This is a genomic window from Vibrio sp. Vb0304, assembly GCF_033338995.1.
Lineage (GTDB): Bacteria > Pseudomonadota > Gammaproteobacteria > Enterobacterales > Vibrionaceae > Vibrio > Vibrio alginolyticus.
Genome location: NZ_JAWOTT010000013.1, coordinates 1 through 24,636 on the forward strand (window position 1 = coordinate 1; position 24,636 = coordinate 24,636).

A 24,636-nucleotide genomic window follows, 5' to 3' on the forward strand; every position below is an offset into this window, starting at 1 on the left:
GGTTGATGAAGTACTGCCTGAACAACCCATGCGTCAGTGGGTGTTGAGCTTCCCGTTTCAGCTGCGTTTCCTGTTTGGGGTCGTTTGCGGGAAGGGGCGGAATCCTACGCTAAGGCTTTGGCCAGCGATATTCTCCGGTGAGATTGATGTGTTCCCAGGGGATAGGAGAAGTCGCTTGATATCTAGTATGACGTCTGTCGCACCTGCTTGATCGCGGCCGCGATAGCTAGATCGCGTTGCTCCTCTTCTCCATCCGCGTTCCAAGCTGCGGAAAGGCACCCATAAGCGTACGCCTGGTCGAGCAGGCGACGCGGATCGACGTCCAGCGCACGAGAGAATGCGTCCGCCATCTGTGCAATGCGTCTAGGATCGAGACAAAGGTCGTCTCTGTCAGCCGGATCGTAGAACATATTGGCGGCGCCAAAGCCCACTTCACCGACCAGACCGACGGGATCTATCACCAGCCAGCCGCGACTGGAGAACATGATGTTTTCATGATGCAGATCGCCATGTAGCCCACGCAGTTCCGAGGCATTGCTCATCATTTGATCGGCTATAATCGCCGCGTGGACGTAGTCAGTTTGACAACCTGCGTTTTGATCATCGCGCGCCCGCTGAAACAAAGCTGCAAAGCGATCCCGGATCGGGAGAAGGGCAGAAGGCAGGGGTTCCTCAGATGCGGCATACAGCTTCGCCATTAGTTCCGCTGCAATTTCGGTCGCCTGGTAGTCGCCGTGCTCGGCAACGATGTGAGAGAGCATTCGCTCCCCGGCATATTCGAGCAACATCAGATTGTTCTCACGACCGAGCAACCGGACTGCTCCCCTCCCATTGCGCCATACCAGATAGTCGGCCCCGCGCAGTTCATCAGCAATGTCTTCTATAGGTTTCAATCCCTTGACGATTGCAGGAGTCCCGTCTGGCAATGAAACTTTCCAAACGAGGCTGGAAAAGGTGTCCGCAATGAGAACAGGTTGCGAAACGTGCCAATGAGCAGGAAAAACAGGCGGCATGAAGGGGTCGTCTCAGAAAACGGAAAATAAAGCACGCTAAGGCGTAACTACCCTCGGCTACACCGCGTCGGCACCACGCGGCTCTTTCTCCCCTTGCAGCGAAGCAATCAGCGGGCAAGAAACGTTCCCTTGCCGCGCATGGCAGGCGAACACAAGTTCGGATAGCACGGTTTCCATGCGCGCCAGGTCGGTCATTTTTTCGCGCACGTCCTGAAGCTTGTGCTCGGCCAGGCTGCTGGCTTCCTCGCAGTGGGTGCCGTCATCCAGCCTCAGCAGCTCTGCGATCTCGTCGAGGCTGAATCCGAGCCGCTGGGCTGATTTCACGAAGCGCACCCGCGTCACATCCGCCTCGCCAGAGAGGCCGAGCGCGGCCGTGAGGCTTGGACGGCTAGGGCAGGGCATGAAAAAGCCCGTAGCGGGCTGCTACGGGCGTCTGACGCGGTGGAAAGGGGGAGGGGATGTTGTCTACATGGCTCTGCTGTAGTGAGTGGGTTGCGCTCCGGCAGCGGTCCTGATCAATCGTCACCCTTTCTCGGTCCTTCAACGTTCCTGACAACGAGCCTCCTTTTCGCCAATCCATCGACAATCACCGCGAGTCCCTGCTCGAACGCTGCGTCCGGACCGGCTTCGTCGAAGGCGTCTATCGCGGCCCGCAACAGCGGCGAGAGCGGAGCCTGTTCAACGGTGCCGCCGCGCTCGCCGGCATCGCTGTCGCCGGCCTGCTCCTCAAGCACGGCCCCAACAGTGAAGTAGCTGATTGTCATCAGCGCATTGACGGCGTCCCCGGCCGAAAAACCCGCCTCGCAGAGGAAGCGAAGCTGCGCGTCGGCCGTTTCCATCTGCGGTGCGCCCGGTCGCGTGCCGGCATGGATGCGCGCGCCATCGCGGTAGGCGAGCAGCGCCTGCCTGAAGCTGCGGGCATTCCCGATCAGAAATGAGCGCCAGTCGTCGTCGGCTCTCGGCACCGAATGCGTATGATTCTCCGCCAGCATGGCTTCGGCCAGTGCGTCGAGCAGCGCCCGCTTGTTCCTGAAGTGCCAGTAAAGCGCCGGCTGCTGAACCCCCAACCGTTCCGCCAGTTTGCGTGTCGTCAGACCGTCTACGCCGACCTCGTTCAACAGGTCCAGGGCGGCACGGATCACTGTATTCGGCTGCAACTTTGTCATGCTTGACACTTTATCACTGATAAACATAATATGTCCACCAACTTATCAGTGATAAAGAATCCGCGCGTTCAATCGGACCAGCGGAGGCTGGTCCGGAGGCCAGACGTGAAACCCAACAGACCCCTGATCGTAATTCTGAGCACTGTCGCGCTCGACGCTGTCGGCATCGGCCTGATTATGCCGGTGCTGCCGGGCCTCCTGCGCGATCTGGTTCACTCGAACGACGTCACCGCCCACTATGGCATTCTGCTGGCGCTGTATGCGTTGGTGCAATTTGCCTGCGCACCTGTGCTGGGCGCGCTGTCGGATCGTTTCGGGCGGCGGCCAATCTTGCTCGTCTCGCTGGCCGGCGCCACTGTCGACTACGCCATCATGGCGACAGCGCCTTTCCTTTGGGTTCTCTATATCGGGCGGATCGTGGCCGGCATCACCGGGGCGACTGGGGCGGTAGCCGGCGCTTATATTGCCGATATCACTGATGGCGATGAGCGCGCGCGGCACTTCGGCTTCATGAGCGCCTGTTTCGGGTTCGGGATGGTCGCGGGACCTGTGCTCGGTGGGCTGATGGGCGGTTTCTCCCCCCACGCTCCGTTCTTCGCCGCGGCAGCCTTGAACGGCCTCAATTTCCTGACGGGCTGTTTCCTTTTGCCGGAGTCGCACAAAGGCGAACGCCGGCCGTTACGCCGGGAGGCTCTCAACCCGCTCGCTTCGTTCCGGTGGGCCCGGGGCATGACCGTCGTCGCCGCCCTGATGGCGGTCTTCTTCATCATGCAACTTGTCGGACAGGTGCCGGCCGCGCTTTGGGTCATTTTCGGCGAGGATCGCTTTCACTGGGACGCGACCACGATCGGCATTTCGCTTGCCGCATTTGGCATTCTGCATTCACTCGCCCAGGCAATGATCACCGGCCCTGTAGCCGCCCGGCTCGGCGAAAGGCGGGCACTCATGCTCGGAATGATTGCCGACGGCACAGGCTACATCCTGCTTGCCTTCGCGACACGGGGATGGATGGCGTTCCCGATCATGGTCCTGCTTGCTTCGGGTGGCATCGGAATGCCGGCGCTGCAAACAATGTTGTCCAGGCAGGTGGATGAGGAACGTCAGGGGCAGCTGCAAGGCTCACTGGCGGCGCTCACCAGCCTGACCTCGATCGTCGGACCCCTCCTCTTCACGGCGATCTATGCGGCTTCTATAACAACGTGGAACGGGTGGGCATGGATTGCAGGCGCTGCCCTCTACTTGCTCTGCCTGCCGGCGCTGCGTCGCGGGCTTTGGAGCGGCGCAGGGCAACGAGCCGATCGCTGATCGTGGAAACGATAGGCCTATGCCATGCGGGTCAAGGCGACTTCCGGCAAGCTATACGCGCCCTAGGAGTGCGGTTGGAACGTTGGCCCAGCCAGATACTCCCGATCACGAGCAGGACGCCGATGATTTGAAGCGCACTCAGCGTCTGATCCAAGAACAACCATCCTAGCAACACGGCGGTCCCCGGGCTGAGAAAGCCCAGTAAGGAAACAACTGTAGGTTCGAGTCGCGAGATCCCCCGGAACCAAAGGAAGTAGGTTAAACCCGCTCCGATCAGGCCGAGCCACGCCAGGCCGAGAACATTGGTTCCTGTAGGCATCGGGATTGGCGGATCAAACACTAAAGCTACTGGAACGAGCAGAAGTCCTCCGGCCGCCAGTTGCCAGGCGGTAAAGGTGAGCAGAGGCACGGGAGGTTGCCACTTGCGGGTCAGCACGGTTCCGAACGCCATGGAAACCGCCCCCGCCAGGCCCGCTGCGACGCCGACAGGATCTAGCGCTGCGTTTGGTGTCAACACCAACAGCGCCACGCCCGCAGTTCCGCAAATAGGGGTCGTTTGCGGGAGAGGGCGAAATCCTACGCTAAGGCTTTGGCCAACGATATTCTCCGGTAAGATTGATGTGTTCCCAGGGGATAGGAGAAGTCGCTTGATATCTAGTATGACGTCTGTCGCACCTGCTTGATCGCGGCCGCGATAGCTAGATCGCGTTGCTCCTCTTCTCCATCCGCGTTCCAAGCTGCGGAAAGGCACCCATAAGCGTACGCCTGGTCGAGCAGGCGACGCGGATCGACGTCCAGCGCACGAGAGAATGCGTCCGCCATCTGTGCAATGCGTCTAGGATCGAGACAAAGGTCGTCTCTGTCAGCCGGATCGTAGAACATATTGGCGGCGCCAAAGCCCACTTCACCGACCAGACCGACGGGATCTATCACCAGCCAGCCGCGACTGGAGAACATGATGTTTTCATGATGCAGATCGCCATGTAGCCCACGCAGTTCCGAGGCATTGCTCATCATTTGATCGGCTATAATCGCCGCGTGGACGTAGTCAGTTTGACAACCTGCGTTTTGATCATCGCGCGCCCGCTGAAACAAAGCTGCAAAGCGATCCCGGATCGGGAGAAGGGCAGAAGGCAGGGGTTCCTCAGATGCGGCATACAGCTTCGCCATTAGTTCCGCTGCAATTTCGGTCGCCTGGTAGTCGCCGTGCTCGGCAACGATGTGAGAGAGCATTCGCTCCCCGGCATATTCGAGCAACATCAGATTGTTCTCACGACCGAGCAACCGGACTGCTCCCCTCCCATTGCGCCATACCAGATAGTCGGCCCCGCGCAGTTCATCAGCAATGTCTTCTATAGGTTTCAATCCCTTGACGATTGCAGGAGTCCCGTCTGGCAATGAAACTTTCCAAACGAGGCTGGAAAAGGTGTCCGCAATGAGAACAGGTTGCGAAACGTGCCAATGAGCAGGAAAAACAGGCGGCATGAACATCAACCCCAAGTCAGAGGGTCCAATCGCAGATAGAAGGCAAGGCGTTCGCGGTCGGGGGCTTCGATCCCCAATACATTGAATAGGACAGCGAAGGCGCGCTCTGCTTCATCTGGCGCTGCCCAGTTCTCTTCGGCGTTAGCAATCATGAGTGCCAAATCGGCATAGCGATCTGCTGTTCCGAGCCGCCCAAGGTCGATCAGACCCGTGCATTGAAGAGTTTTAGGGTCCACCATGAAGTTCGGCATGCAGGGATCACCATGGCAAACAACCATATCGGTGCGCTCTTGGTCGAGCCGCACCGGTAGCTCTCGTTCGACACGAGCCAAAAGATCGAGCTGCGGCGTACTCTTGTCCTCGTCCGGTAAGAAGTCGGGATTGACGGCATTGCGGGACACCACATCAACGGCGCGTCCGAACATTCGCGACAGCCTGCGCTCAAACGGACATTGATCAACCGATAGGCTGTGAACAGCGCCAAGTTGCTGCCCCATTGACGGCCACGCTTTGAGCAAATCCGCTCCAGACAGATCAGCCGCCGGTACTCCCGGAATTGCCGTTATCACCAAGCATGCACCCTCCTGTTCCTCCTGCCAGTTGATCACCTCGGGGCAAGCCACACCTCGACCTTTGAGCCAAATGAGGCGGTCACGCTCTCCAGCGAGCTCACCGCGGCGGGAAGCAGGTGCGATTTTCGCGAAGGCATGCCCGTCACCACGTCGAAAAACAAAATCACCAGATTCTCCGCCTCTGACAGGCAACCAGTCAGAATGCGATTCACCAAAAAAAATATTAGTTCGATTCAATGGAGGTTCCTTCAGTTTTCTGATGAAGCGCGAATATAGAGAAATATCCCGAATGTGCAGTTAACGAATTCTTGCGGTTTCTTTCAGCGCCGCCAATACCGCCAGCCCGTCGCGCAAGGGGCGCGGCTCGTGTGTGCGGATGAAGTCAGCTCCACCTGCGGCGGCGGCAAGCTCTGCAGCGAGTGTCGCGGCCCCGACATCCCCCGGACCACGGCCTGTGAGCGCGCGCAGAAAGGATTTGCGCGAAACAGACAGAAGCACCGGCAAATCGAAGCGCAGCCGCAATTCATCGAACCGCGCCAGCACCGAGAGCGAGGTTTCGGGAGCAGCCCCCAGAAAAAACCCCATGCCGGGATCAAGGACAAGGCGGTTGCGTTTGATACCGGCACCCGTCAGCGCCGCGATGCGCGCGTCAAAGAACGCCGCAATGTGATCCATGATGTCGCCAGCGGGTGCCTCGCGCCGATCTGCCTGCCCGTCTTGCACCGAATGCATAACGACGAGTTTGGCAGATGATTTCGCCAATTGCGGATAGAACGCAGCGTCTGGAAAACCGCGAATATCATTGAGATAGGCTACACCACGCGACAAGGCATAGGCTTGCGTCGCGGGTTGATAACTGTCGAGCGAGACGGGAATGCCATCTGCCTTGAGCGCGTCCAGCACCGGCGCGATACGCGCGATTTCTGTGTCGGACGAAACAGGCGCGGCGTCGGGATTGCTGGATGCCGGACCGAGGTCGATCACATCTGCCCCCTCGGCCATCAGCTTACGCGCCTGCGCAATGGCTGCGTCTGGCGCCAGATACCGGCCTCCATCGGAGAAACTGTCCGAGGTTATGTTGACGATGCCGAAAATGATGAGCGATTTATTCATGGGGGCTTCTATAATAATAATAATCGAGCATGAGTCTCATACGGATGCTCGGGTCGAAAGGGAATCCCCAGGCGAGTAACCTGTTTGCGGTGATCCATTAGCTGCAGGAGCAGAATAGCATACATCTGGAAGCAAAGCCAGGAAAGCGGCCTATGGAGCTGTGCGGCAGCGCTCAGTAGGCAATTTTTCAAAATATTGTTAAGCCTTTTCTGAGCATGGTATTTTTCATGGTATTACCAATTAGCAGGAAAATAAGCCATTGAATATAAAAGATAAAAATGTCTTGTTTACAATAGAGTGGGAATAATTTTCCTCTAGACAGTTGAGTTTATAAGAACCAGCCTTCGGGCTGGTTTTTTTGTACTTCAAGTTTGTGAAGAGGTGGCTCAACTTTTTTGTGAGAGATATATACATGCGGTTAAATTAAATATATATTCATTTTAATTGTTTGATTATCATAAATGGTATTGCTATGGAACAGGCTGACGTTACCTCTCTCATTCCCATCCTTATTACTCTTTTCCTCGCGCTGACCACAAGAAATGTCGTTGTTGGTTTATTCGCCGGTGTGGTGAGTGGTGTCGCTATGCTCGAAGGGACATTTGTCGAAAAAGGGCCACTAGACTCGTTTAGTGCATTGATGAAAAGCTATCTACTGCCGCAATTAACTGACAGCTACAATGCGGGCGTCATTTTGCTCTTGGTCTTTATTGGTGGCTTTGTTGCCTTGATGGAGAAATCTGGCGGTGGTGTGGCGTTTGCTAAAAAGGTTACTCAATGGGTTGCGAGTAAATGCCAAGCTCAACTGTCCGCATGGTTCGGTGGTGTGGTTATTTTCTTCTCAGACCTTGGTACACCACTGATTGTTGGCCCTGTTTTTCGCCCTTTATTTGATAAGTTAAAAGTATCACGCCAAAAATTAGCTTTTATTATCGACTCTACTTCCTCTCCCGTCGCAATCTTGATCCCTTTTATCGGATGGGGCGTTTACATCATGGGATTGATTCAAAAAGAGTTTACTGCCCTGAATGTCAGTATGAGTGATTGGGATGCTTTCATTGGTGCGATCCCGTATCAGTTTTACGCCTTTCTTGCGATCGCGATTGTGCCGATTGTCTCTTTCTTCAAATTAGATTTCGGACCGATGGCGAAGGCTGAACAACTAGCAGAGCAGGGCTCTGACTTTGGGAAAGTGCAGGAGTCCATGAATGTGTTTACGCATAAAGATGCAAAATCTAGTTTTGTATGGGCCCCGCTGCTCGTTATGCTGGTGGTTCTATGTACCATCCTCGTGCCACACGGTTTTCCATTTCAAAAAGTGGCAGGATCAACGTTTAGGGCTGCACTTTCTTCTGCATATTTCTTCGCGGCCTTCACTTTAATTGCGCTGATGGCGTTTTATGGCGTAAGAAAGCTTTCGGATGGTATTCAGGTTTATCTGAAAGGGATGTCAAACATGATGTCAGTGGCGGTTATTCTGGTATTGGCTTGGGCGCTTAGCTCGGTTGGGAAAGAATTAGGTGCAGCTGCATACATTGCTGAACAAGCTCAAGCCGGTTTCCCGTACTGGCTATTGCCAGCAGTCGCCTTTTTGCTTGCTGGTGTTATCTCATTCGCTACGGGATCATCTTGGGGGACGTTCGCCATCATGATGCCATTAGTGATCCCAACTGCCGTTGCGATTGATGCACCACTGTTGGTTTGTATTGGTGCGGTATTATCTGGTGGCTTGTTTGGCGATCACTGTTCTCCCATCTCTGAAACTACGATTTTGTCGTCGACAGGAGCGGGGTGTGAACAGTATGAGCACTTCCGTACACAATTGCCTTACGCATTACTCAATGGAATGATCGCATTAGGGTGTTTTCTTTTAGCTGGAATCAACGCCTCACCAGTGATTGTGCTTGCCGCAATCATTTCTCAGTGTGTGGTTTATTTTGTGCTGTCTAAACAAAAGTCAACCGCGAAGCTAGAGGTGGTTTCGGCAGAACAATAAAGAGAGAAACATCACAAAGCGGAGGCTCACAGGGTCTCCGCTTTTCTTTTGAGTCAAGGTAACATTTTTCTTGTGACAAAATGTGTGTGAGGACCTATTTATTCATTTTGTCTCGCAGAATCAACGTACTTGGCTCGGTGTTTCGTATATATGATCCACTATATGTCTAGTTATTCCTCGTATATTGTATTGTTGAAATCCGGAGACTAGACATGTTTGCACTCAAACATCTTCCTCTTGCATTGAGTTGTGTCTTAGCAGCACAAGTGAATGCGAGTATGAATATTCAGCCCGATCCGCAAAATCCGAATGGTTATGTTATTGCTCGTGGTGACGTTCAAGCCGTAGAGCAAAGCAAAACTTCTGATCCTATGTATGCCATTTGGTCACAAGCATTAGAGACACGCCCGAACTCAGTAGTTGAAGCGATTGTTCCAGGGGCGACAACCAACCCAGAAAACGTGAAGCGTGTAGAGCGTGTATTCCCCGAAAGTGAGTGGGACTTCCTGACTCAAATGGCGGCACCTGAATACACTTACACGCGTTTCCTACGTGCAATTGGTAAGTTCCCTGCATTCTGTGGTGAGTACACAGACGGTCGTGATTCGGATGCAATTTGTAAAAAATCGATCATGACAGCGTTTGCTCACTTTGCACAAGAAACCGGTGGCCATATTTCGATCGATAACGTATCGGATAATCCGCTAGGGTTGGAAGAGTGGCAGCAAGCTTTGGTTCATGTGCGAGAAATGGGATGGTCTGAAGGGCAAGAAGGTTACACAACAGGTTGTGGTCAAAATGACTGGCAAAACAAACGCTGGCCATGTGAACCTGGACAAGGTTACTTTGGACGTGGTGCAAAACAGCTTTCTTACCATTTTAACTATGGCGCGTTCTCTGAAGTGATGTTTGATGGTGATGCATCTGTATTGCTAAAAAATCCAGGCTTGGTTGCGGATTCGTGGCTGAACTTAGCATCGGCTATCTGGTTCTTCCTAACCCCACAAGCACCGAAACCTGCAATGCTACATGTGATTGACCGTACTTGGGTGCCTTCACAGCGTGAGCTTGATGCTGGCATTGGTTACGGCTTTGGTACCACCATCAACGTGATCAATGGTGGTATTGAGTGTGGTGAGCAAAACAAGGATAAGGTCAACCTGTTAACCGTATTCGTTATTGGGAAGGTCTTGCCGCCCATTATCAAATTCCAATTGAAGCCGATGAGACCAATACCTGTTGGCAGCAGACGCCTTACGGTAGCTTAAATCTGAATGGTGCGACAGACGTGTTGTACACCAACTGGGATGGAAACTGGAAATACTACTCAGATCGTCCGGGAGGCCACTCTTTTGAATGTGAACTTGTTGGTTTCCAAACGGCTTACTCTGCGCTAGTTGCGGGTGATTATGAGAAATGTGTAACTAACTTCTACCAATCTCATGCGGGTTGGCCAGAAGTTCGTGTAGTTGACAAGTTAGATCCAGTGGATCCGGTCGATCCGCCTGTAGGTGGTGTAGCAGCTTGGGATTCTGGCAAAGTATATAACACGGGTGATCAAGTTTCTTACCAAGGTGCTGTTTACGAAGCGAAATGGTGGTCACAAGGTAATGAGCCAACGAAAGGAGACCCTTGGAAGCTGGTTTCAGGCACTCCTACGGAGCCGCCTACAACGGAACCTGAACCACCGGTGACTGAGCCAGAGCCGCCCGTCACAGAACCTGAGCCGCCAGTAACCGAGCCAGAACCACCAGTGACAGGCAATTTTATTCAGTGGGAGCCGGGTGTAACGCAAGTCGCTAACGGCGATAAAGTTACGTACCAAAACAAATGTTTTGTTGCGAAAAATGGCCCAGGAGTGTGGGAAAGCCCAACGCAAAGCAACTGGTTCTGGGACGAGATTTCTTGTCAGTGATCGAGTAAAAAACAACCTAACCATCTATAAAGACTCTGCTTTTTTGCAGGGTCTTTTTTTATATATGTAGTGGTTTATTTATGGAATCTAAGTTTTCAATAACAGCTTTTCTCTTTTGTTCTGGAGCCCATTAAAATTCGCGCGCATTTTTTATCAACATTTTTGAAAAAAGGTATTTGTACATGTCGACAAAACTGGCTAACCCAGCACCGCTAGGTCTTATGGGTTTCGGTATGACCACTATTCTGCTCAATATTCATAATGCAGGATTTTTCCCAATTGACTCTATGATTCTAGCGATGGGCATCTTTTACGGTGGCCTTAGCCAAGTAATCGTTGGCATCATGTGCTTTAAACGCGGTGATACATTCGGCACAACTGCGTTTACTTCTTACGGTCTATTTTGGCTAACATTGGTTGGTCTAATCGTAATGCCTCACATGGGTCTTCCTGCAAGCCCTGCAAGCTTTATGGGTTGGTACCTAGCGCTTTGGGGCATCTTCACTGGTTTCATGTTCATTGGTTCTCTATGTTACCCAACAGCGAAGCAAGTGGTATTTGGCTCTCTAACTATCCTGTTCTTCTTGCTTGCTGCTCGTGATTTCACTGGTAGCGAAGTGATCGGTGCTATCGCTGGCTTCGAGGGTATCTTCTGTGGCGCAAGTGCAATTTACTTCGCAATGGCACAAGTACTGAACAACGAATTTGGTCGTGAAGTGTTACCTGTAGGTAAAGCAAAAATCGCTCGTAAAGTTGAAGCGGTTATCGCCTAAGCTGCTACTCATAATGAAGAAAGGGGGATTAACCATTGGTTAATCCCCCTTTTTTATGTCCTCAATCGGACCACTGCTTTTTCTTATTTATGTGATAACGCTATGTTGATGGTTGCTCAACAGTTTCTGCGCTATTGCTGTCTGCCGTTGGTGCTTTACCCGTTTTACGTCGGTACTTATCTTCCCAGTAATCTGCGCCTTTAATGCCCAGTGCAACAGGGTTAAATGTAAAATCGGTCACACCACGTTTTTGTTGCTCTTCGTAGTCGTTCAGTGCTTTGAGTGCAGGCTTCGACATAAAGAAGATGATCAAAATACCGATGATGTTTAGCCACGCCATCAGTCCTACGCCTACATCACCCATCGCCCATGCTAAGTTGGCGGTTTTCACGGTTCCGTAGAACACGGATGAAATAATGATGACTTTCAGAATAAACATCAGTCCATTTACTTTGAACGTACGACGAATGTAAGCAATGTTCGTTTCTGCAATGTAGTAGTAAGCCAGAATGGTCGTAAACGCGAAGAAGAATAGAGCGATTGCGATGAATGGTTTACCCACGCCAGGTAGTGCGCTTTCGATCGCCATCTGTGTAAACACAGGACCATTTGCACCAATATCCGCTGGTAGGTTTTGAACCAGGAATGTACCTTCAATTGCACCATTTACGTTGTACGCGCCAGTGATAAGAATCATGAACGCGGTTGCTGAACACACAAGTAGTGTATCGATGTAAATAGAGAAAGATTGAACAAGACCTTGCTGAGCTGGGTGATCAACACTCGCTGCTGCTGCTGCGTGAGGACCAGTACCTTGACCTGCTTCGTTGGAGTAGACACCACGTTTTACACCCCAGCCGATTGCTGCACCAACGCCTGCCATTGGTGTGAATGCGTCACCAATGATCATGCCGAAAATGCGTGGAACCTCACCAATGTTTAGAAGGATGATGACAAACGCAGTAATGATGTAAGCTAACGCCATAAATGGCACAACGACTTGGGTAAAGTTCGCGATACGCTTTACGCCACCAAAAATGATGAAAGCCAAAATGACACAAACAACCGTACCAGTGAAAATTTTAGCAAAACTGAAGGTACCAATAGCGGTTTCAATCATGTCACCTGAGCCAAATGCGGCTTCTACTGCGTTACCGATACTGTTCGATTGAACGCCAGGAAGTAGAACACCACAAGCAAAGATGGTCGCGATAGCAAAGATCCAAGCGTACCATTTTTGTCCCATTGCTTTCTCAATATAGTAAGCAGGGCCACCACGGAACTCGCCTTCGTCTTCTTCTTTATAAATTTGTGCAAGTGTTGATTCTGCGTATGCGGTTGCAGCGCCAAAGAAGGCTACGACCCACATCCAGAATACGGCGCCTGGGCCACCGAAACCGATAGCAGCAGCAACACCAGCAATGTTACCTGTACCTACACGGCCAGACAGTGAAACGGCAAGTGCCTGAAATGATGATATCCCTTTTGTTGAACTCTTCCCTGAAAGTAATAAGCGCCACATCTCAAAGAAGTGACGAATTTGTACAAAACGCGTCATGATTGAATAGAACAAACCTGCGCCAAGGCACAAATAGATCAGTACCGGGCTCCAAATAATTCCATTCAGAAAATCAACTAATGACTGCATGAGTATTTTCCCTGTTAGTTGTGTTTGTGGTTGTTTTTCACACAATACATTACCCTTTATGTAATGCAATTGTTAACTTTTTTAGCTACAAATCCTTTGTAGCGTGATGATGAACACAGAATGGAGAGTAGTTGTTAAAATTTGGTTCTTGTTGCTTATTTGCTCCTTTTAGGTAGAAGATTTGCCTGATGATTAATTATGCAGCACATTGTCATTTAAATGTGCTGCGATTTTGATGAGTTAAAAATGCCAGTGGTTATGCATTTTGTGGAGTAAGTGTCTGCCTGTTTTTTGTTCAGTCATGTCCTCAGGAGTAACGACAAAGGTTAAGCTCTGCATTATCCATCACTTTTGCTTTTTCACCTTTCATTACGCTTGCTAGCAATTGACCTGAACCACAAGCCATCGTCCAGCCCAGAGTTCCGTGTCCGGTGTTAGTAAAAAGGTTATCGTATTTAGTCGCGCCGATAATTGGTGTGCCATCAGGCGTCATTGGCCTAAAGCCGCTCCAAAACTCAGCTTGGCTGAAGTCACCACAACGAGGAAAAAGATCACGGATGACCATTTCGATGGTGTTTTTGCGCTTTTGTGGAAGGGAAGCATCAAACCCTGCTAATTCTGCGGTGCCAGCTACGCGAATTCTGTCATCAAATCGAGTCATAGCGACTTTATAGGTTTCATCCATCACAGTAGATCGAGGAGAGAAGTGTTCATCTTCCATCGGGATGGTAAGTGAATAGCCTTTGACAGGGTAGACCGGAATATCAATATCGAGTTGCTTGAGTAGCGCTGTAGAGTAGCTTCCAGAGGCCACCACATATTGGTCTGCTTTAAATTGTCCTCGGTTCGTTTGGACACCTATGATCTTTTTACCTACTGTAACCCAATTGCTTACTTCAGTATCGAATTCAAATCGGACACCGTGTGCCTTAGCAAGCTCCGTTAGTTGTTGGCAAAATTGATGGCAATCGCCCGTTTCGTCATCAGGTAGATGCAAGCCACCAACCAGTTTGTCTTTCACAAGTGCAAGCCCTGGCTCTTGTTCAATACATTGTTCGACGTCCATTAGCTTAAATCGGGTTCCGCTTTGTTCAAGGAGCTGCATGTCCTTTTCAATGGCTTGCAGCTGTTGATGTGTTCGGAATACTTGCAAGGTCCCAAACTGACGTCCTTGATACTCAATGGCGTGTTCTTGGCGTAACTGTTCTAAGCAAACACGGCTGTGGTTAGCGATCGAAAGCATGCGAGCCTTGTTAACTTGATAGCGAGGTAGGGTGCAGTTCGCGACCATTTTACTCGCCCAGCGGATCATGTCGGCATTCAGAGTGGGTTTGATTTTAAGTGGAGCATGCTCCTCCATTAACCACTTAATGGCTTTAACAGGAACACCAGGCGCAGCCCAAGGCGAAGAATAGCCATATGAAATCTGCCCGGCATTGGCGAAGCTCGTTTCCATGGCACTGCTTGGTTGGCGGTCAATGACGGTAACTTGATAGCCTGCTTGAGATAAATACCAAGCAGAGGTTAAGCCGATAACGCCGCTGCCTAATACGATGACTTCCATTGATGCACTCCACACATTTATCAGAGTGCTCAGTTTCTTTTCTTTACCTTTTGTTAACAATCGATATAAATTACACACTGCGTTTAGAAAAACTATAGGCTCAAGGATGAAAAGTAATCTGATAAGTGGTTTGTGCCTATTTAGCCAAGTCGCGGAGTACAGCAGCTTTACTGGTGCTGCAAGACATTTACACCTCACCACTGGTGCCATAAGCCAACAAATTATTCATTTGGAAGCGTTATTAGGTTTTACTTTATTTGAACGCCACTCTCGCGGTATTCGTTTAACCGTAAAAGGCACTCAGTTACACCAAGCGACGCAGTTTCACTTTTCGGAACTGAGCAAATTGCTTGATGAGCTCAAAGTAGAAAAGCAAACCAATGAAATTCGTTTGAAGTTGACGCCTTCTTTTGCTTTCAAATGGTTAGTCCCAAAGCTCGAAAGCTTCCATCATGATAATCCGGATATCCAAGTACAAATCTTTGCGGAAGGTGCGCTGGTAAATAGTGAGATAAAAGACTATGACGTCGCAATTGACTATGGTCTTCATCCTTATAGAAATGCTAACGCGGAGCTGATTTTGGATGAGCATCTGCTACCGGTGATGAGTCCAAAATACCTTGAGGATCATGGCTGGCTAAAAACGTTGTTTGGTGAGCAAAAAAACTCAATGCCAGTGAAGCAATGGCAAGAGGCGACGCTACTACACGATGCGATGCCATGGGAAAAAGCGACGCGTGACTATGAGTGGCTATATTGGGCGTCAGCGATGGGGTTGGATTTTAAAACCGATATCGGACACTTTTTTAATCGAACGGATATGGCAATGTCTGCAGCCGAAGCTGGCGTTGGGATTGCGATGGCTCGAATGGCATTGATTGAGGATGAATTGACGACAGAGCGTTTGGTTTCTCCATTCAAACCGATTCCTGCCAATGCAGGGTATTACTTGATCATGAACACACGTACGAATGCGACAGAAACGTTTCGTCACTGGTTACTTGGACAGTTGAATTAGCGTTTTATCTCTGTGATTCATCCCTACGTTATTTGTTGAAAAATTGGGCAATATAAGTTTTAAGCAAGGTAAGTGCTTTGCTTGCCGCTATTTGAGTGATGAAAGACAGGGAAGAACATGAAAGACGAAACGCTATCTATCCATTTTGGTTACGAAACTGACCCGACCACCAAATCTGTCGCGACACCGATTTATCAAACGGTCGCGTACGAGTTTGATAACGCGCAGCACGGCGCTGATCTGTTTAACTTGAAAGTGCCGGGGAATATCTACACTCGCATCATGAATCCGACTAACGATGTTCTGGAAAAACGCATGGCGGCGTTAGAAGGTGGCATTGCTGGATTGGTCGTGAGTGCGGGGAGTGCAGCGATTAACTATGCGATTCTGACGTTAGCGCAAGCGGGCGATAACATCGTTTCTATGCCGCAACTTTATGGCGGTACTTATACCTTGTTTGCGCACATGCTCCCAAATCAAGGTATTCAGGTGAAGTTTGCTAAAGATGACAAGCCAGAAAGTTTGGCCGAATTAATTGATGAAAATACCAAAGCGGTGTACTGCGAGAGCATTGGGAACCCTGCGGGCAATATCATCGATTTAGAACGTGTGGCGGAGCTTGCTCATGCACAAGGCGTACCTGTGATTGTGGATAACACCGTTGCGACGCCAGTGCTTTGCAAACCCATCGAATTTGGTGCGGATATCGTAGTTCACTCTCTCACTAAATACGTTGGTGGGCATGGCACCACATTAGGTGGCGTGATTGTGGATTCCGGTAAATTCCCTTGGGCACAGCACAAAGACCGCTTTCCTGTTTTCAACCAACCAGAACCTTCTTACCACGGCGTGGTGTATACCGAAGCGTTTGGTGAGGCGGCATTTATCGGGCGTGCGCGTACCGTACCACTGCGTAATACCGGAGCAGCATTATCACCGATGAATGCATTTATGCTTATGCAAGGGTTAGAAACGTTACCGCTGCGTATGGAGCGCCATACCGAGAACACACTCAAAGTGGCTGAATTCTTGGAACAGAATGACAAAGTCAGTTGGGTAAGTTATGCCGGATTGCCAAGTTCTGAACACTTCCATCTCGCCGAAAAATACATGAAAGGTAAGCCTTCTGCGATTTTGTCGTTTGGTTTAAAAGATGGTTATGACGCTGGTGTGCGTTTTTATGATGCTTTGAAAATCTTTAAGCGTTTGGTGAACATTGGCGATGCAAAATCATTGGCTTGCCATCCTGCATCGACGACTCATCGTCAATTGAGCGAAGCAGAACAAAAACAAGCTGGTGTGTCTCCAGAGATGATTCGTTTATCGGTGGGTATTGAACATATTGACGATATTCTAGCCGATTTAGAACAGGCACTAAACGCGTAAAACGATTCTTTTTTTAGCTTTGGGTTACCCATAGGCCAGTCTTTAAAAAAGCTGGCCTATTTTTATTTTATTGTTTAAATATCAAGGGTTTTGGTGTTTTTGGTTTGTGGTATTCCAAAAGCTCATAGAGGGTGAGATTTATTCTCTTGTCACGTTTGGGTTTGTTCCTGATGATGTGTGCATGTATTACACATTGGAAGGGACTCAAATGTCTTACGTATTTCACCGTCACTGCCATGCCACGCTGCCAATCATCGATAGAGGTGAAGGTGTTTATCTATTCGATAAGCATGGAAAGCAGTATCTCGATGCTTGTGGTGGGGCTGCGGTATCAAACCTTGGCCACAGTCATCAAGCCGTTAAAAAAGCGATGTTGGAACAGATCGAGCGAGTGCCGTTTGCTCATACTGGATTTTTTACTAGTGATAACAGTGAGCGCCTAGCAGAATTGGTTTGTCAGCACATGCCTGAACAGTTCAACCATGTGTATTTAGTCAGTGGCGGATCAGAAGCGGTGGAGTCGGCACTAAAAATGGCGCGGCAGTATTTCGTGGAATCAGGTAAGCCAGAGAAAAAGCAATTCATCGCGCGTCAGCAAAGTTATCACGGCAATACCTTGGGGGCTTTGGCTGTCGGAGGTAATGAATGGCGACGTGAACCGTTCAAACCCATCTTACACCCGAGCCATCATATCGCCCCTTGCTATGCTTATCGTTATCAGCAGAGTCATGAGTCGGAATTGGATTACTCATTGCGAGCGGCGAATGAGCTAGAGGCAAAAATTCTTGAGTTGGGGGCTGATAATGTCATGGCTTTTGTCGCCGAGCCCATTGTGGGAGCCACCGCTGGAGCTGTGCCTGCCACACAAGGTTATTTCAAGCGTATTCGCGAAATATGCGACCAATACGATGTGTTATTGATCTTGGATGAAGTCATGTGTGGCGTTGGACGCAGTGGTAGTTTTTTTGCGTTTGAGCAAGAAGAGGCAGACCCCGATCTGGTGTGTATGGCTAAAGGGCTTGGTGCGGGTTATCAACCTATTGGCGCGGTGGTTGCGAATGATCGAGTCTACCAAGCTATTGCCGGTGGAAGCGGTTTTTTCCAACATGGCCATACCTTTATGGCGCACCCTGTGGCGTGCGCTGCTGCCGTGGCAACCATTCAAACCATCTTCCAAGATGATTTATTAACGGCGGTGAATCAGCAAAGTGCTTTGCTGCGTAATGAGCTTACTTCTGAATTGGCCCATTTACCGTACATTGGCGACATTCGTGGTAAAGGCTTATTTTTTGGCATTGAGCTGGTGGCGGATAAAGAAAGCAAGGCGCCTCTGAGTAAAGCCACATTGGCAGACAAACGCATCAAACAGCGAGCAATGGAAAATGGCTTAATGTGCTATCCAATGGGCGGAACGATTGATGGCGTTAATGGGCACCATATCTTGCTTGCGCCGCCATTCATTATTCAGCCTCACCATATTGATGAGCTAGTTGGCAAACTCTCATTAACGCTAAAAGAGGTAGCGAAGGAATGGAATTAGAAAATCGATGTATACGAGAGCCTATCGCTATTATCGTGGCCCCAAACGGTGCAAGAAAAACTAAGCACGATCACGCCAGCTTACCCATGACAACAGACGAACTGGTTGCAGAGGCTATCGCTTGTCAAACGGCAGGGGCTGCCATGATCCATTTGCATGCTAGAGACGCCAACGGACGTCATTCATTAGACATCGACGACAACATGGCAATTTACCATGCCGTGAAAGAAGCGGTGGGACAAAACATGATGGTACAGCTCACCACAGAGGCGGTGGGCTTGTATTCTCCGCCACAACAGATGGCGTTAGTTAAAGCTGTGAAACCAGAAGCGGCTTCTTTTGCATTGAGGGAGTTAATCCCCGATCGCGCAAGTGAGAAAGAAGGGCATGCCTTTTTCCATTGGGTGGCAGAACACAACATCGTGAGCCAAATTATTCTCTACGATGCAACCGACATTGAACGTTATTTCCAACTGCGTGATGCGGGCGTGTTACCTAAAACGCATCAGCATGCATTAGTGGTGTTAGGGCGTTATCACCAAGCTCAACAGTCTTCGCCATGGGATTTACGAGGTTTGAATTTGGCGCGTTTTGTCGAGGAAGAAATTCGATGTGCCATTTGTGCTTTTGGCGCGCGAGAGCAAGACTGTTTAGCGAGTGCGATGTTACTTGGATTCGATGTGAGAGTGGGGTTTGAGAATAACCACGTCGATGTGGCAGGCGAATTAGCAATCAGTAACGCGGCTCAGGTGGAAGCTCTACGCGATGTGGCGCATCGCTTTGCTATTCCTTTACACAGTGCGCAAAGTTTGCGTTCAGCTTTGAAGTAAATCTGCTCGCGGAAAAGAAAAAAAGAAGAAAGGAAAGTAAAAAGGCTCCATCGGAGCCTTTTCGGTATTTGTCGTTAGTTCTCAGTTTGCGCTACAGGTTGACGAGCGGGATGTTTGATAAACACCGCGACAACAGCCGCTATCGCTAATGCAAAACAGTAGTAAGAATTGGCAACTACTTCAAGTGGCGATAGGTTGAATACGGAACCTAGCAGCAGTACTTGAGCACCGTAAGGCAACACGCCTTGCACCACGCATGAGAAAATGTCTAACAAGCTTGCTGAGCGGCGAGGAGAGACATTATTCTCTTCCGCCAGTTGGCGAGCAACGCTGCCCGATACAATGATGGCTACGGTGTTGTTTGCCGTACAGCCATTGACCATTGATACCAAACCTGCAATACCTAGCTCGCTTGCACGACTGTTCGCATGCTTAGAGTGACTAGAGCCAAACGCGTGGATAAGGCTACTAACGAAATTTGTTAGAAAAGCAAGACCACCTTGGCGACGCATCAGTTCACTCAAACCACCAATCAGCATGGATAACAAGAAGATCTCTTGCATGTTACCAAAGCCTTTGTATACGTCTTGGGCTAGATTAGTTAGTCCGTAATTGTCAATCGATGCCAAGCTCACGCCGCCAGCCAAAAGAATGCCAATCGACAGAACCACAAACACATTCACACCAGATACCGCTAGGATCAAAATAGTGATGTACGGCAAGACTTTTAGCCACTCAATATCGCCAGTTGCAGGCACTTGAGTCGCGGTGCTGTTGAAAGCGAACACTGCAATCGCGATCAACGCCGCAGGCAAAGCAATACGAATGTTCTCTTTAAACTTGTCTTTCATCTCACAACCTTGAGAGCGTGTCGCCGCGATCGTGGTGTCAGAGATGATAGAAAGGTTATCACCAAACATAGCGCCGCTCAGCACAACGCCTGCGGTTAACGGTAAGCTCATTCCTGCTGATTCAGCAATACCCAACGCTACGGGGGCAACGGCTGCGATGGTACCCATCGAAGTGCCCATTGCTGTTGCGATAAAAGCAGAAATCAGAAAAATGCCCGGTAAAATCATGCTGGTTGGAATAGCGGATAAACCAAGGTTCACTGTTGCATCAACACCACCAGAGGCTTTTGCTACCGCAGCAAAGGCACCTGCAAGCAGATAGATCATACACATTGCGATGATGTCTGGGTGGCCAACACCACGCATGAAGTGTTCGATTGAGCGGTTAAGTTTCTCTTTACTTAAAAGAAACGCAATGATGATGGCTGGTAATACCGCGATGGGTGCAGGCAGCTGGTAGAAGGCAAATTCCACGCCTTGCAAAGATAAGTAAGTGCCTACGCCAATAAATAGCGCAAGGAATACAATTAATGGGATCAGTGCGACCGCAGACGGTGCAACTGTTTTAGTAGTTTGTTGGGAACCGGACATGTAAACGACAATGTTAATGATAAGAGAGAAGAGCAGACTAATATCACATTTCTACATTGTCAACGTCTAGACGTCTAAATGGCCGTTTAAATTTTACACGTGAAGAAAAAGAGAAAAGCTCGTGTTGCGTATCTCACTGATACCACGAGCTTTAGTTATGCGCTAATGAAGAGACTGTCGTTATTGCATTGATTTGGCTTTTTTGCGTTTAACAATACCTAAAACCATCCACGTAAATAAGACAGCAGCAAATGCCCATACCAGATATTTGTATTCGGTGTACAGGTTGCTCAACACGCTTAAATGCTCAAATGCAAAGTGAGTTAACAAGCTGAATACCAATACCCAAACCGTCGCCGCGAGAGCGTTACCGAGCAAAAACTCTCTACGTGGCATTTTCGCGATACCGCATGCAAGAGGCATAAATTGCTTCATTCCTTCAATAAAGCGGCTGACGACCAAGCACGTAGGGCCGTATTTCTGGATAGTCAATTGAAGCGTTTGCATCTTCGGGCCGGAAATGTAGCCTTTTTTATCCAACCAGCCTTCAAAGTAATAGCCGATTAGGTAACCACAGGTATTACCCAAAAAGCAGCTCAGCCACGATACCATCATTACCATACTTAGGTTCATGACTTGTTCTGACGAGAGCAAAGATGCCGCGATCATCAGTGATTGACCAGGCATCGGGATACCTATCCCTTCTAGAAATATACTGACAATCAGCGCAACGTAGCCGTATTGCTCAAGCAAAGGCTTCATTGACACGAGAAGTTCGTTAATCTGTTCCAAAAGCTTTCCCCCAATAAAAGCGGAACGAAGTTGGAGTGATACTCCGAATGTCCTATTGGGTCAATTCTTGTTTCTCACCATTGAGAAAAACTGACATGCCTCTGATAATTGCGCAGAATCAACCTGCAGCAGGCTTTATTCGCCGCCACGCTCTTTGGTAGCGGCGAATTAGGGAGATCCTTATGACTCTTTGGCTTTGGTGAATGCACCATACAAATCAAGGCGGCGATGACGTAAGTTGGTGACAGAGCCTTCGGTATTAAGCTGTTTCAACTTAGTCAAATCAACATCAGCGAAGATTATCATTTCGGTGTTGGCGCTTGCTTCTGTCAAGGTCGCATCGTGTGGAAAATAGATATCCGACGGTGAAAATACGGCAGATTGTGCGTACTGGATATCGACATTATCAACACGAGGTAAGTTGCCAACACTGCCACCAATTGCAACATAGCATTCGTTTTCAATAGCACGCGATTGGGAACAAATTCGTACTCGTTGATAGCCATTTTTTGTGTCCGTCCAGAAAGGAACGAATACAATTTGTGCGCCTTGTTCTGCTAACATTCTTCCCAATTCAGGGAATTCGCTGTCATAACAAATCAGTATGCCGACTTTGCCCGCATCGGTTTCGAACACTTGAACATTGTCACCACCGTCGATCACCCAGTCTCTTTGTTCATGAGGCGTGATGTGGATTTTATATTGAGCGTTAATTTCACCATCTCGTTGCAGCAAGTAGGCCACATTATACAGTTTGCCATCTTCGATAACGGGCATACTGCCTGCAATAATGTTGATGTTGTAGGTGACTGCCATCTGCGAGAAACGGTTTTTGATCTCTTCCGTAAAGCTAGCCAAAAAGCGGATTGCTTCAACGGAATTTTTGTCGTTTTGCAAGCCCATCAGCGGTGCGTTAAAGAACTCAGGGAATAGGGCGAAATCGGCCTTGTAATTCGCAAGAGAAGAAATGAAGAACTCAGCTTGATCGAGCAAATCCTCCAGGTCATTCATCGCGCGCATTTGCCACTGTACAACACCAATTCGAATCAGAGTCTTTTCTACATCGTGTACGGATTGAATATCCTCTTCGTAGAAAAAGTTATCCCACTCCAGCAGTGTCGCGTAACCTTTAGAAGCGCTATCCTCTGGTAAGTAGCCGCGCATGATTCGTTTTACATCGAAGTCGTTAGCAAGCTGAAAAGACAAAATAGGGTCATGAAGCTCACGGCGTTTTACTTTGTCGATGTACTCTGCAACGCTCAGTTCATCTGCGTATTGGTGGTAATTAGGAATGCGACCACCGGCTAAAATTGCTTTGAAGTTCTTACTACGGCAAAGCTCTTTACGCGCATCATACAAACGTCGACCTAAACGTAGCCCTCGATAGTCCGGGTGGACAAATACATCGAGACCATACATTGCATCACCGGTTACTTGATTCTGTATGACGTTGTTTTCGGTAATGATGTCGGTATATAGATGAGGAAGAGAAAAGCGGTTGTAGTCCACTTTAATGGTTAATGCTGCACCGATTATTTTGCCGTTATCTTCAATACAGATTTGGCCATCAGGAAACTGATGAATGAGATCCATAATAGTCAGCCGTGGCCATGAGCCGCCAACATCAGGAAACACTAAGTCCATTAGTTCTGCAAGCTCAGGGTAATCCGTTGGCTCAATGGTACGTAATGAGAGTTTGGGCGAATTGCTGTCCATATCTTTCAATCCATTTATCCTTTTGAAACAGTGTTAATGAGAATGCCACAATTTGGAGCAGACAGATACTGAAGTCTTTGAGTTGTTTTGGTTTACCAAAAGCATTTCAAGAAAACAATATTAGCTTAGTTTGCTCTTCAACCATTCGTAAAACGCCGCCACTTTCTTAGCCGATAGGCGATAATTCGGGATCATCACGTAATAACCATAACCACTCTGTAAAGTTAGGTTGAGAATATGTTGGATATCCCCTCTTAAAATAGAATTCTGCGCCATAAAATCAGGAAGTAAGGCGAGTCCTTTTCCCATTTTGACGGCTTCGTAAGCTAGGTAAAAATGTTCAAAGCCTACAGGTTGATAGGTAACGGGAGATTCTACAGTGTAGACAGCTTTAAATTGCTCCCATAGCTGAGGGCGAGTGATTTGAGGTATAAAAGGATAATTGCTAACAGCGTGCACACTCTCAATTGCAGGAGCATTTGTACAACCGACTAATAACAATGTTTCTTCGCACAGTAAGTGGCTGTATTCATAATGTGTGGATAATGGAAGGCAGCGAATATGTAAGTCACTTTCGTTGCTCGAATCTTTGACGTTCCCATCCCCAGTACAGACTCTTACTCGGATGTTAGGATGTTGCTGGTGGAAGTCATCAATATTAGGTATCAACCAAAGACTGGCAAAAGAAGGGGTTACGTCCACGGTGAGTAATTCTTGCTTTGAATCTGACTGGATTAAGTTGGCAGTTGCATGCTGAATAAGCTCCAAAGCTTCTGTGACTTGCGGCAGATAACGCTTGCCTTCTTCGGTTAACTCAATACCACTCGTCCCTCTTTGTATTAAAGGTAAGCCCACCAATTGCTCCAGCGATGCGATTTGTTTGCTTACTGCGCTTTGCGTAATACATAGGGCATCCGCTGCTTTAGAGAAACTGAGGTAATTAGAGACCGCGACAAACGTCCTTAATGCTCGAATAGAAGGGTATTCACTGCCTTTTAACATACTTCAGTTCCATTAAACTCTGCTTAGGCAAAGAGTAGAGTATTCACGGCTTGAAGCAAAGTAAGATGCAACGTATGTGTGATTAGCTTCCTTTCTTATAAAAACTAGCTAAGCGTTTTTTGACGGATTAATCTACAAGAGTATTTTAGATGTTTATTTAATTTCTTTGAAAAATCTACAAATTAACAAGAATCTTTTTCACATCAGAGATTAACCTCAATTTAGTATTGTTTATATAAAGTAAACAGACAGCTCTTTTTTCTATTTTTGTTCGGCGATCTTTAGAGGATTGTCAGTATTCTATAAAATTAAATATATTTTTCATTAATTTAAAGTTGGCATTGCATTTGCTCTTTACTA

The 24,636-nt window shown here is 48.8% G+C and carries 19 protein-coding genes and 3 pseudogenes; 9 read left to right on the forward strand and 13 right to left on the reverse strand.

The genetic code is table 11. The features are described 5' to 3' along the window. Positions 1–211: hypothetical protein (locus tag R7P35_RS15725; RefSeq protein ID WP_206926156.1), on the forward strand; the 211-nt coding region annotated here is incomplete at its 5' end. Here R7P35_RS15725 and R7P35_RS15730 read toward each other — a convergent pair. The 3 genes and pseudogenes from R7P35_RS15730 to tetR(A) form a co-directional block, all read right to left on the reverse strand. Continuing rightward, positions 183–1,013, reverse strand: a complete 831-nt coding sequence (locus tag R7P35_RS15730) for an APH(6)-I family aminoglycoside O-phosphotransferase (RefSeq protein ID WP_001391758.1) — start codon at positions 1,011–1,013, stop codon at positions 183–185. The genes R7P35_RS15725 and R7P35_RS15730 overlap by 29 nt on opposite strands. Before the next feature lie 57 nt (positions 1,014–1,070). Further along, positions 1,071–1,401: pseudogene (locus R7P35_RS15735) on the reverse strand (MerR family DNA-binding protein); the annotation flags it as partial. Positions 1,402–1,528: 127 nt separating this feature from the next. Then, entirely contained in the window at positions 1,529–2,179 is a 651-nt protein-coding gene (tetR(A), locus tag R7P35_RS15745) for a tetracycline resistance transcriptional repressor TetR(A) (protein ID WP_000164043.1), read from the reverse strand. Positions 2,180–2,284: 105 nt separating this feature from the next. Between tetR(A) and tet(A) the strand changes: the two genes are divergently transcribed. Then, entirely contained in the window at positions 2,285–3,484 is a 1,200-nt protein-coding gene (gene tet(A) / locus R7P35_RS15750) for a tetracycline efflux MFS transporter Tet(A) (RefSeq protein WP_001973670.1), read from the forward strand. A gap of 31 nt (positions 3,485–3,515) precedes the next feature. On the opposite strand, the pseudogene R7P35_RS15755 reads toward tet(A), so the two are convergent. The 4 genes and pseudogenes from R7P35_RS15755 to sul2 form a co-directional block, all read right to left on the reverse strand. Continuing rightward, positions 3,516–4,031: pseudogene (locus R7P35_RS15755) on the reverse strand (DMT family transporter); the annotation flags it as partial. Positions 4,032–4,138: 107 nt separating this feature from the next. Beyond that, positions 4,139–4,975 carry an aminoglycoside O-phosphotransferase APH(6)-Id gene (locus R7P35_RS15760; protein WP_000480968.1) on the reverse strand — a complete coding sequence of 279 codons (837 nt, stop codon included), beginning with the start codon at positions 4,973–4,975 and terminating at the stop codon, positions 4,139–4,141. Further along, positions 4,975–5,778: an aminoglycoside O-phosphotransferase APH(3'')-Ib gene (gene aph(3'')-Ib / locus R7P35_RS15765; protein WP_001082319.1), complete on the reverse strand. Its 804-nt coding sequence runs from the start codon at positions 5,776–5,778 to the stop codon at positions 4,975–4,977. Before aph(3'')-Ib ends, R7P35_RS15760 begins: the two co-directional genes overlap by 1 nt. 60 nt (positions 5,779–5,838) lie before the next feature. Continuing rightward, a complete protein-coding gene (gene sul2, locus R7P35_RS15770) occupies positions 5,839–6,654 on the reverse strand; it encodes a sulfonamide-resistant dihydropteroate synthase Sul2 (RefSeq protein WP_001043260.1) in 816 nt (271 codons plus the stop codon). Positions 6,655–7,126: 472 nt separating this feature from the next. Here sul2 and R7P35_RS15775 point away from each other — a divergent pair, with 472 nt between their 5' ends. The 3 genes and pseudogenes from R7P35_RS15775 to R7P35_RS15785 all read left to right on the forward strand — a co-directional run bounded on the left by R7P35_RS15775 (position 7,127) and on the right by R7P35_RS15785 (position 11,338). Further along, positions 7,127–8,650 (forward strand): Na+/H+ antiporter NhaC family protein, encoded by a 1,524-nt coding sequence (locus tag R7P35_RS15775; protein ID WP_132937059.1) that lies wholly within the window; start codon positions 7,127–7,129, stop codon positions 8,648–8,650. Between the two features lie 212 nt (positions 8,651–8,862). Continuing rightward, a pseudogene (locus R7P35_RS15780) lies at positions 8,863–10,565 on the forward strand (chitinase). 182 nt (positions 10,566–10,747) lie between these two features. Next, a complete protein-coding gene (locus R7P35_RS15785) occupies positions 10,748–11,338 on the forward strand; it encodes an acetate uptake transporter (protein ID WP_005381682.1) in 591 nt (196 codons plus the stop codon). A 100-nt stretch (positions 11,339–11,438) separates the two neighbouring features. On the opposite strand, the gene R7P35_RS15790 is transcribed toward R7P35_RS15785, so the two are convergent. Continuing rightward, a complete protein-coding gene (locus R7P35_RS15790) occupies positions 11,439–12,986 on the reverse strand; it encodes an alanine/glycine:cation symporter family protein (RefSeq protein ID WP_005381681.1) in 1,548 nt (515 codons plus the stop codon). 307 nt (positions 12,987–13,293) lie between these two features. Next, positions 13,294–14,550, reverse strand: a complete 1,257-nt coding sequence (locus R7P35_RS15795; RefSeq protein WP_025768866.1) for a D-amino acid dehydrogenase — start codon at positions 14,548–14,550, stop codon at positions 13,294–13,296. A gap of 106 nt (positions 14,551–14,656) precedes the next feature. Between R7P35_RS15795 and R7P35_RS15800 the strand changes: the two genes are divergently transcribed. The 4 genes from R7P35_RS15800 to R7P35_RS15815 all read left to right on the forward strand — a co-directional run bounded on the left by R7P35_RS15800 (position 14,657) and on the right by R7P35_RS15815 (position 19,324). Beyond that, on the forward strand, positions 14,657–15,568 hold the full coding sequence (locus tag R7P35_RS15800; RefSeq protein ID WP_137281744.1) for a LysR substrate-binding domain-containing protein: 912 nt from the start codon (positions 14,657–14,659) through the stop codon (positions 15,566–15,568). Positions 15,569–15,685: 117 nt separating this feature from the next. Beyond that, positions 15,686–16,954, forward strand: coding sequence for an O-acetylhomoserine aminocarboxypropyltransferase/cysteine synthase family protein (locus tag R7P35_RS15805; RefSeq protein WP_213904947.1), 1,269 nt, complete (start codon positions 15,686–15,688; stop codon positions 16,952–16,954). 208 nt (positions 16,955–17,162) lie between these two features. Further along, entirely contained in the window at positions 17,163–18,494 is a 1,332-nt protein-coding gene (locus R7P35_RS15810; RefSeq protein ID WP_025768868.1) for an aspartate aminotransferase family protein, read from the forward strand. Then, positions 18,485–19,324 carry a 3-keto-5-aminohexanoate cleavage protein gene (locus R7P35_RS15815; protein WP_047102133.1) on the forward strand — a complete coding sequence of 280 codons (840 nt, stop codon included), beginning with the start codon at positions 18,485–18,487 and terminating at the stop codon, positions 19,322–19,324. The genes R7P35_RS15810 and R7P35_RS15815 overlap by 10 nt, the downstream gene beginning before the upstream one ends. Positions 19,325–19,398: 74 nt before the next feature. Here the strand turns inward: R7P35_RS15815 and R7P35_RS15820 are convergent, their stop codons facing one another. From R7P35_RS15820 to R7P35_RS15835, 4 genes are all read right to left on the reverse strand, one after another. Further along, positions 19,399–20,766 (reverse strand): Na+/H+ antiporter NhaC family protein, encoded by a 1,368-nt coding sequence (locus tag R7P35_RS15820; protein ID WP_005381672.1) that lies wholly within the window; start codon positions 20,764–20,766, stop codon positions 19,399–19,401. Between the two features lie 180 nt (positions 20,767–20,946). Continuing rightward, positions 20,947–21,534, reverse strand: a complete 588-nt coding sequence (locus tag R7P35_RS15825) for a DedA family protein (RefSeq protein ID WP_005381671.1) — start codon at positions 21,532–21,534, stop codon at positions 20,947–20,949. A gap of 204 nt (positions 21,535–21,738) precedes the next feature. Continuing rightward, on the reverse strand, positions 21,739–23,274 hold the full coding sequence (locus tag R7P35_RS15830) for a bifunctional GNAT family N-acetyltransferase/carbon-nitrogen hydrolase family protein (protein WP_213904946.1): 1,536 nt from the start codon (positions 23,272–23,274) through the stop codon (positions 21,739–21,741). Positions 23,275–23,394: 120 nt separating this feature from the next. Then, positions 23,395–24,276 (reverse strand): LysR family transcriptional regulator, encoded by an 882-nt coding sequence (locus R7P35_RS15835; RefSeq protein ID WP_025768872.1) that lies wholly within the window; start codon positions 24,274–24,276, stop codon positions 23,395–23,397. Positions 24,277–24,636 lie beyond the last annotated feature (360 nt).

Coding starts and splice junctions, on each gene's coding strand:
- R7P35_RS15730 (WP_001391758.1), bottom strand. CDS start 1,013: ATGCCGCCTGTTTTTCCTGCTCATTGGCACGTTTCGCAACCTGTTCTC.
- R7P35_RS15815 (WP_047102133.1), top strand. CDS start 18,485: ATGGAATTAGAAAATCGATGTATACGAGAGCCTATCGCTATTATCGTG.
- R7P35_RS15760 (WP_000480968.1), bottom strand. CDS start 4,975: ATGTTCATGCCGCCTGTTTTTCCTGCTCATTGGCACGTTTCGCAACCT.
- R7P35_RS15795 (WP_025768866.1), bottom strand. CDS start 14,550: ATGGAAGTCATCGTATTAGGCAGCGGCGTTATCGGCTTAACCTCTGCT.
- R7P35_RS15775 (WP_132937059.1), top strand. CDS start 7,127: ATGGAACAGGCTGACGTTACCTCTCTCATTCCCATCCTTATTACTCTT.
- R7P35_RS15810 (WP_025768868.1), top strand. CDS start 17,163: ATGTCTTACGTATTTCACCGTCACTGCCATGCCACGCTGCCAATCATC.
- R7P35_RS15805 (WP_213904947.1), top strand. CDS start 15,686: ATGAAAGACGAAACGCTATCTATCCATTTTGGTTACGAAACTGACCCG.
- R7P35_RS15820 (WP_005381672.1), bottom strand. CDS start 20,766: ATGTCCGGTTCCCAACAAACTACTAAAACAGTTGCACCGTCTGCGGTC.
- R7P35_RS15785 (WP_005381682.1), top strand. CDS start 10,748: ATGTCGACAAAACTGGCTAACCCAGCACCGCTAGGTCTTATGGGTTTC.
- R7P35_RS15800 (WP_137281744.1), top strand. CDS start 14,657: ATGAAAAGTAATCTGATAAGTGGTTTGTGCCTATTTAGCCAAGTCGCG.
- R7P35_RS15790 (WP_005381681.1), bottom strand. CDS start 12,986: ATGCAGTCATTAGTTGATTTTCTGAATGGAATTATTTGGAGCCCGGTA.
- sul2 (WP_001043260.1), bottom strand. CDS start 6,654: ATGAATAAATCGCTCATCATTTTCGGCATCGTCAACATAACCTCGGAC.
- R7P35_RS15835 (WP_025768872.1), bottom strand. CDS start 24,276: ATGTTAAAAGGCAGTGAATACCCTTCTATTCGAGCATTAAGGACGTTT.
- R7P35_RS15830 (WP_213904946.1), bottom strand. CDS start 23,274: ATGGACAGCAATTCGCCCAAACTCTCATTACGTACCATTGAGCCAACG.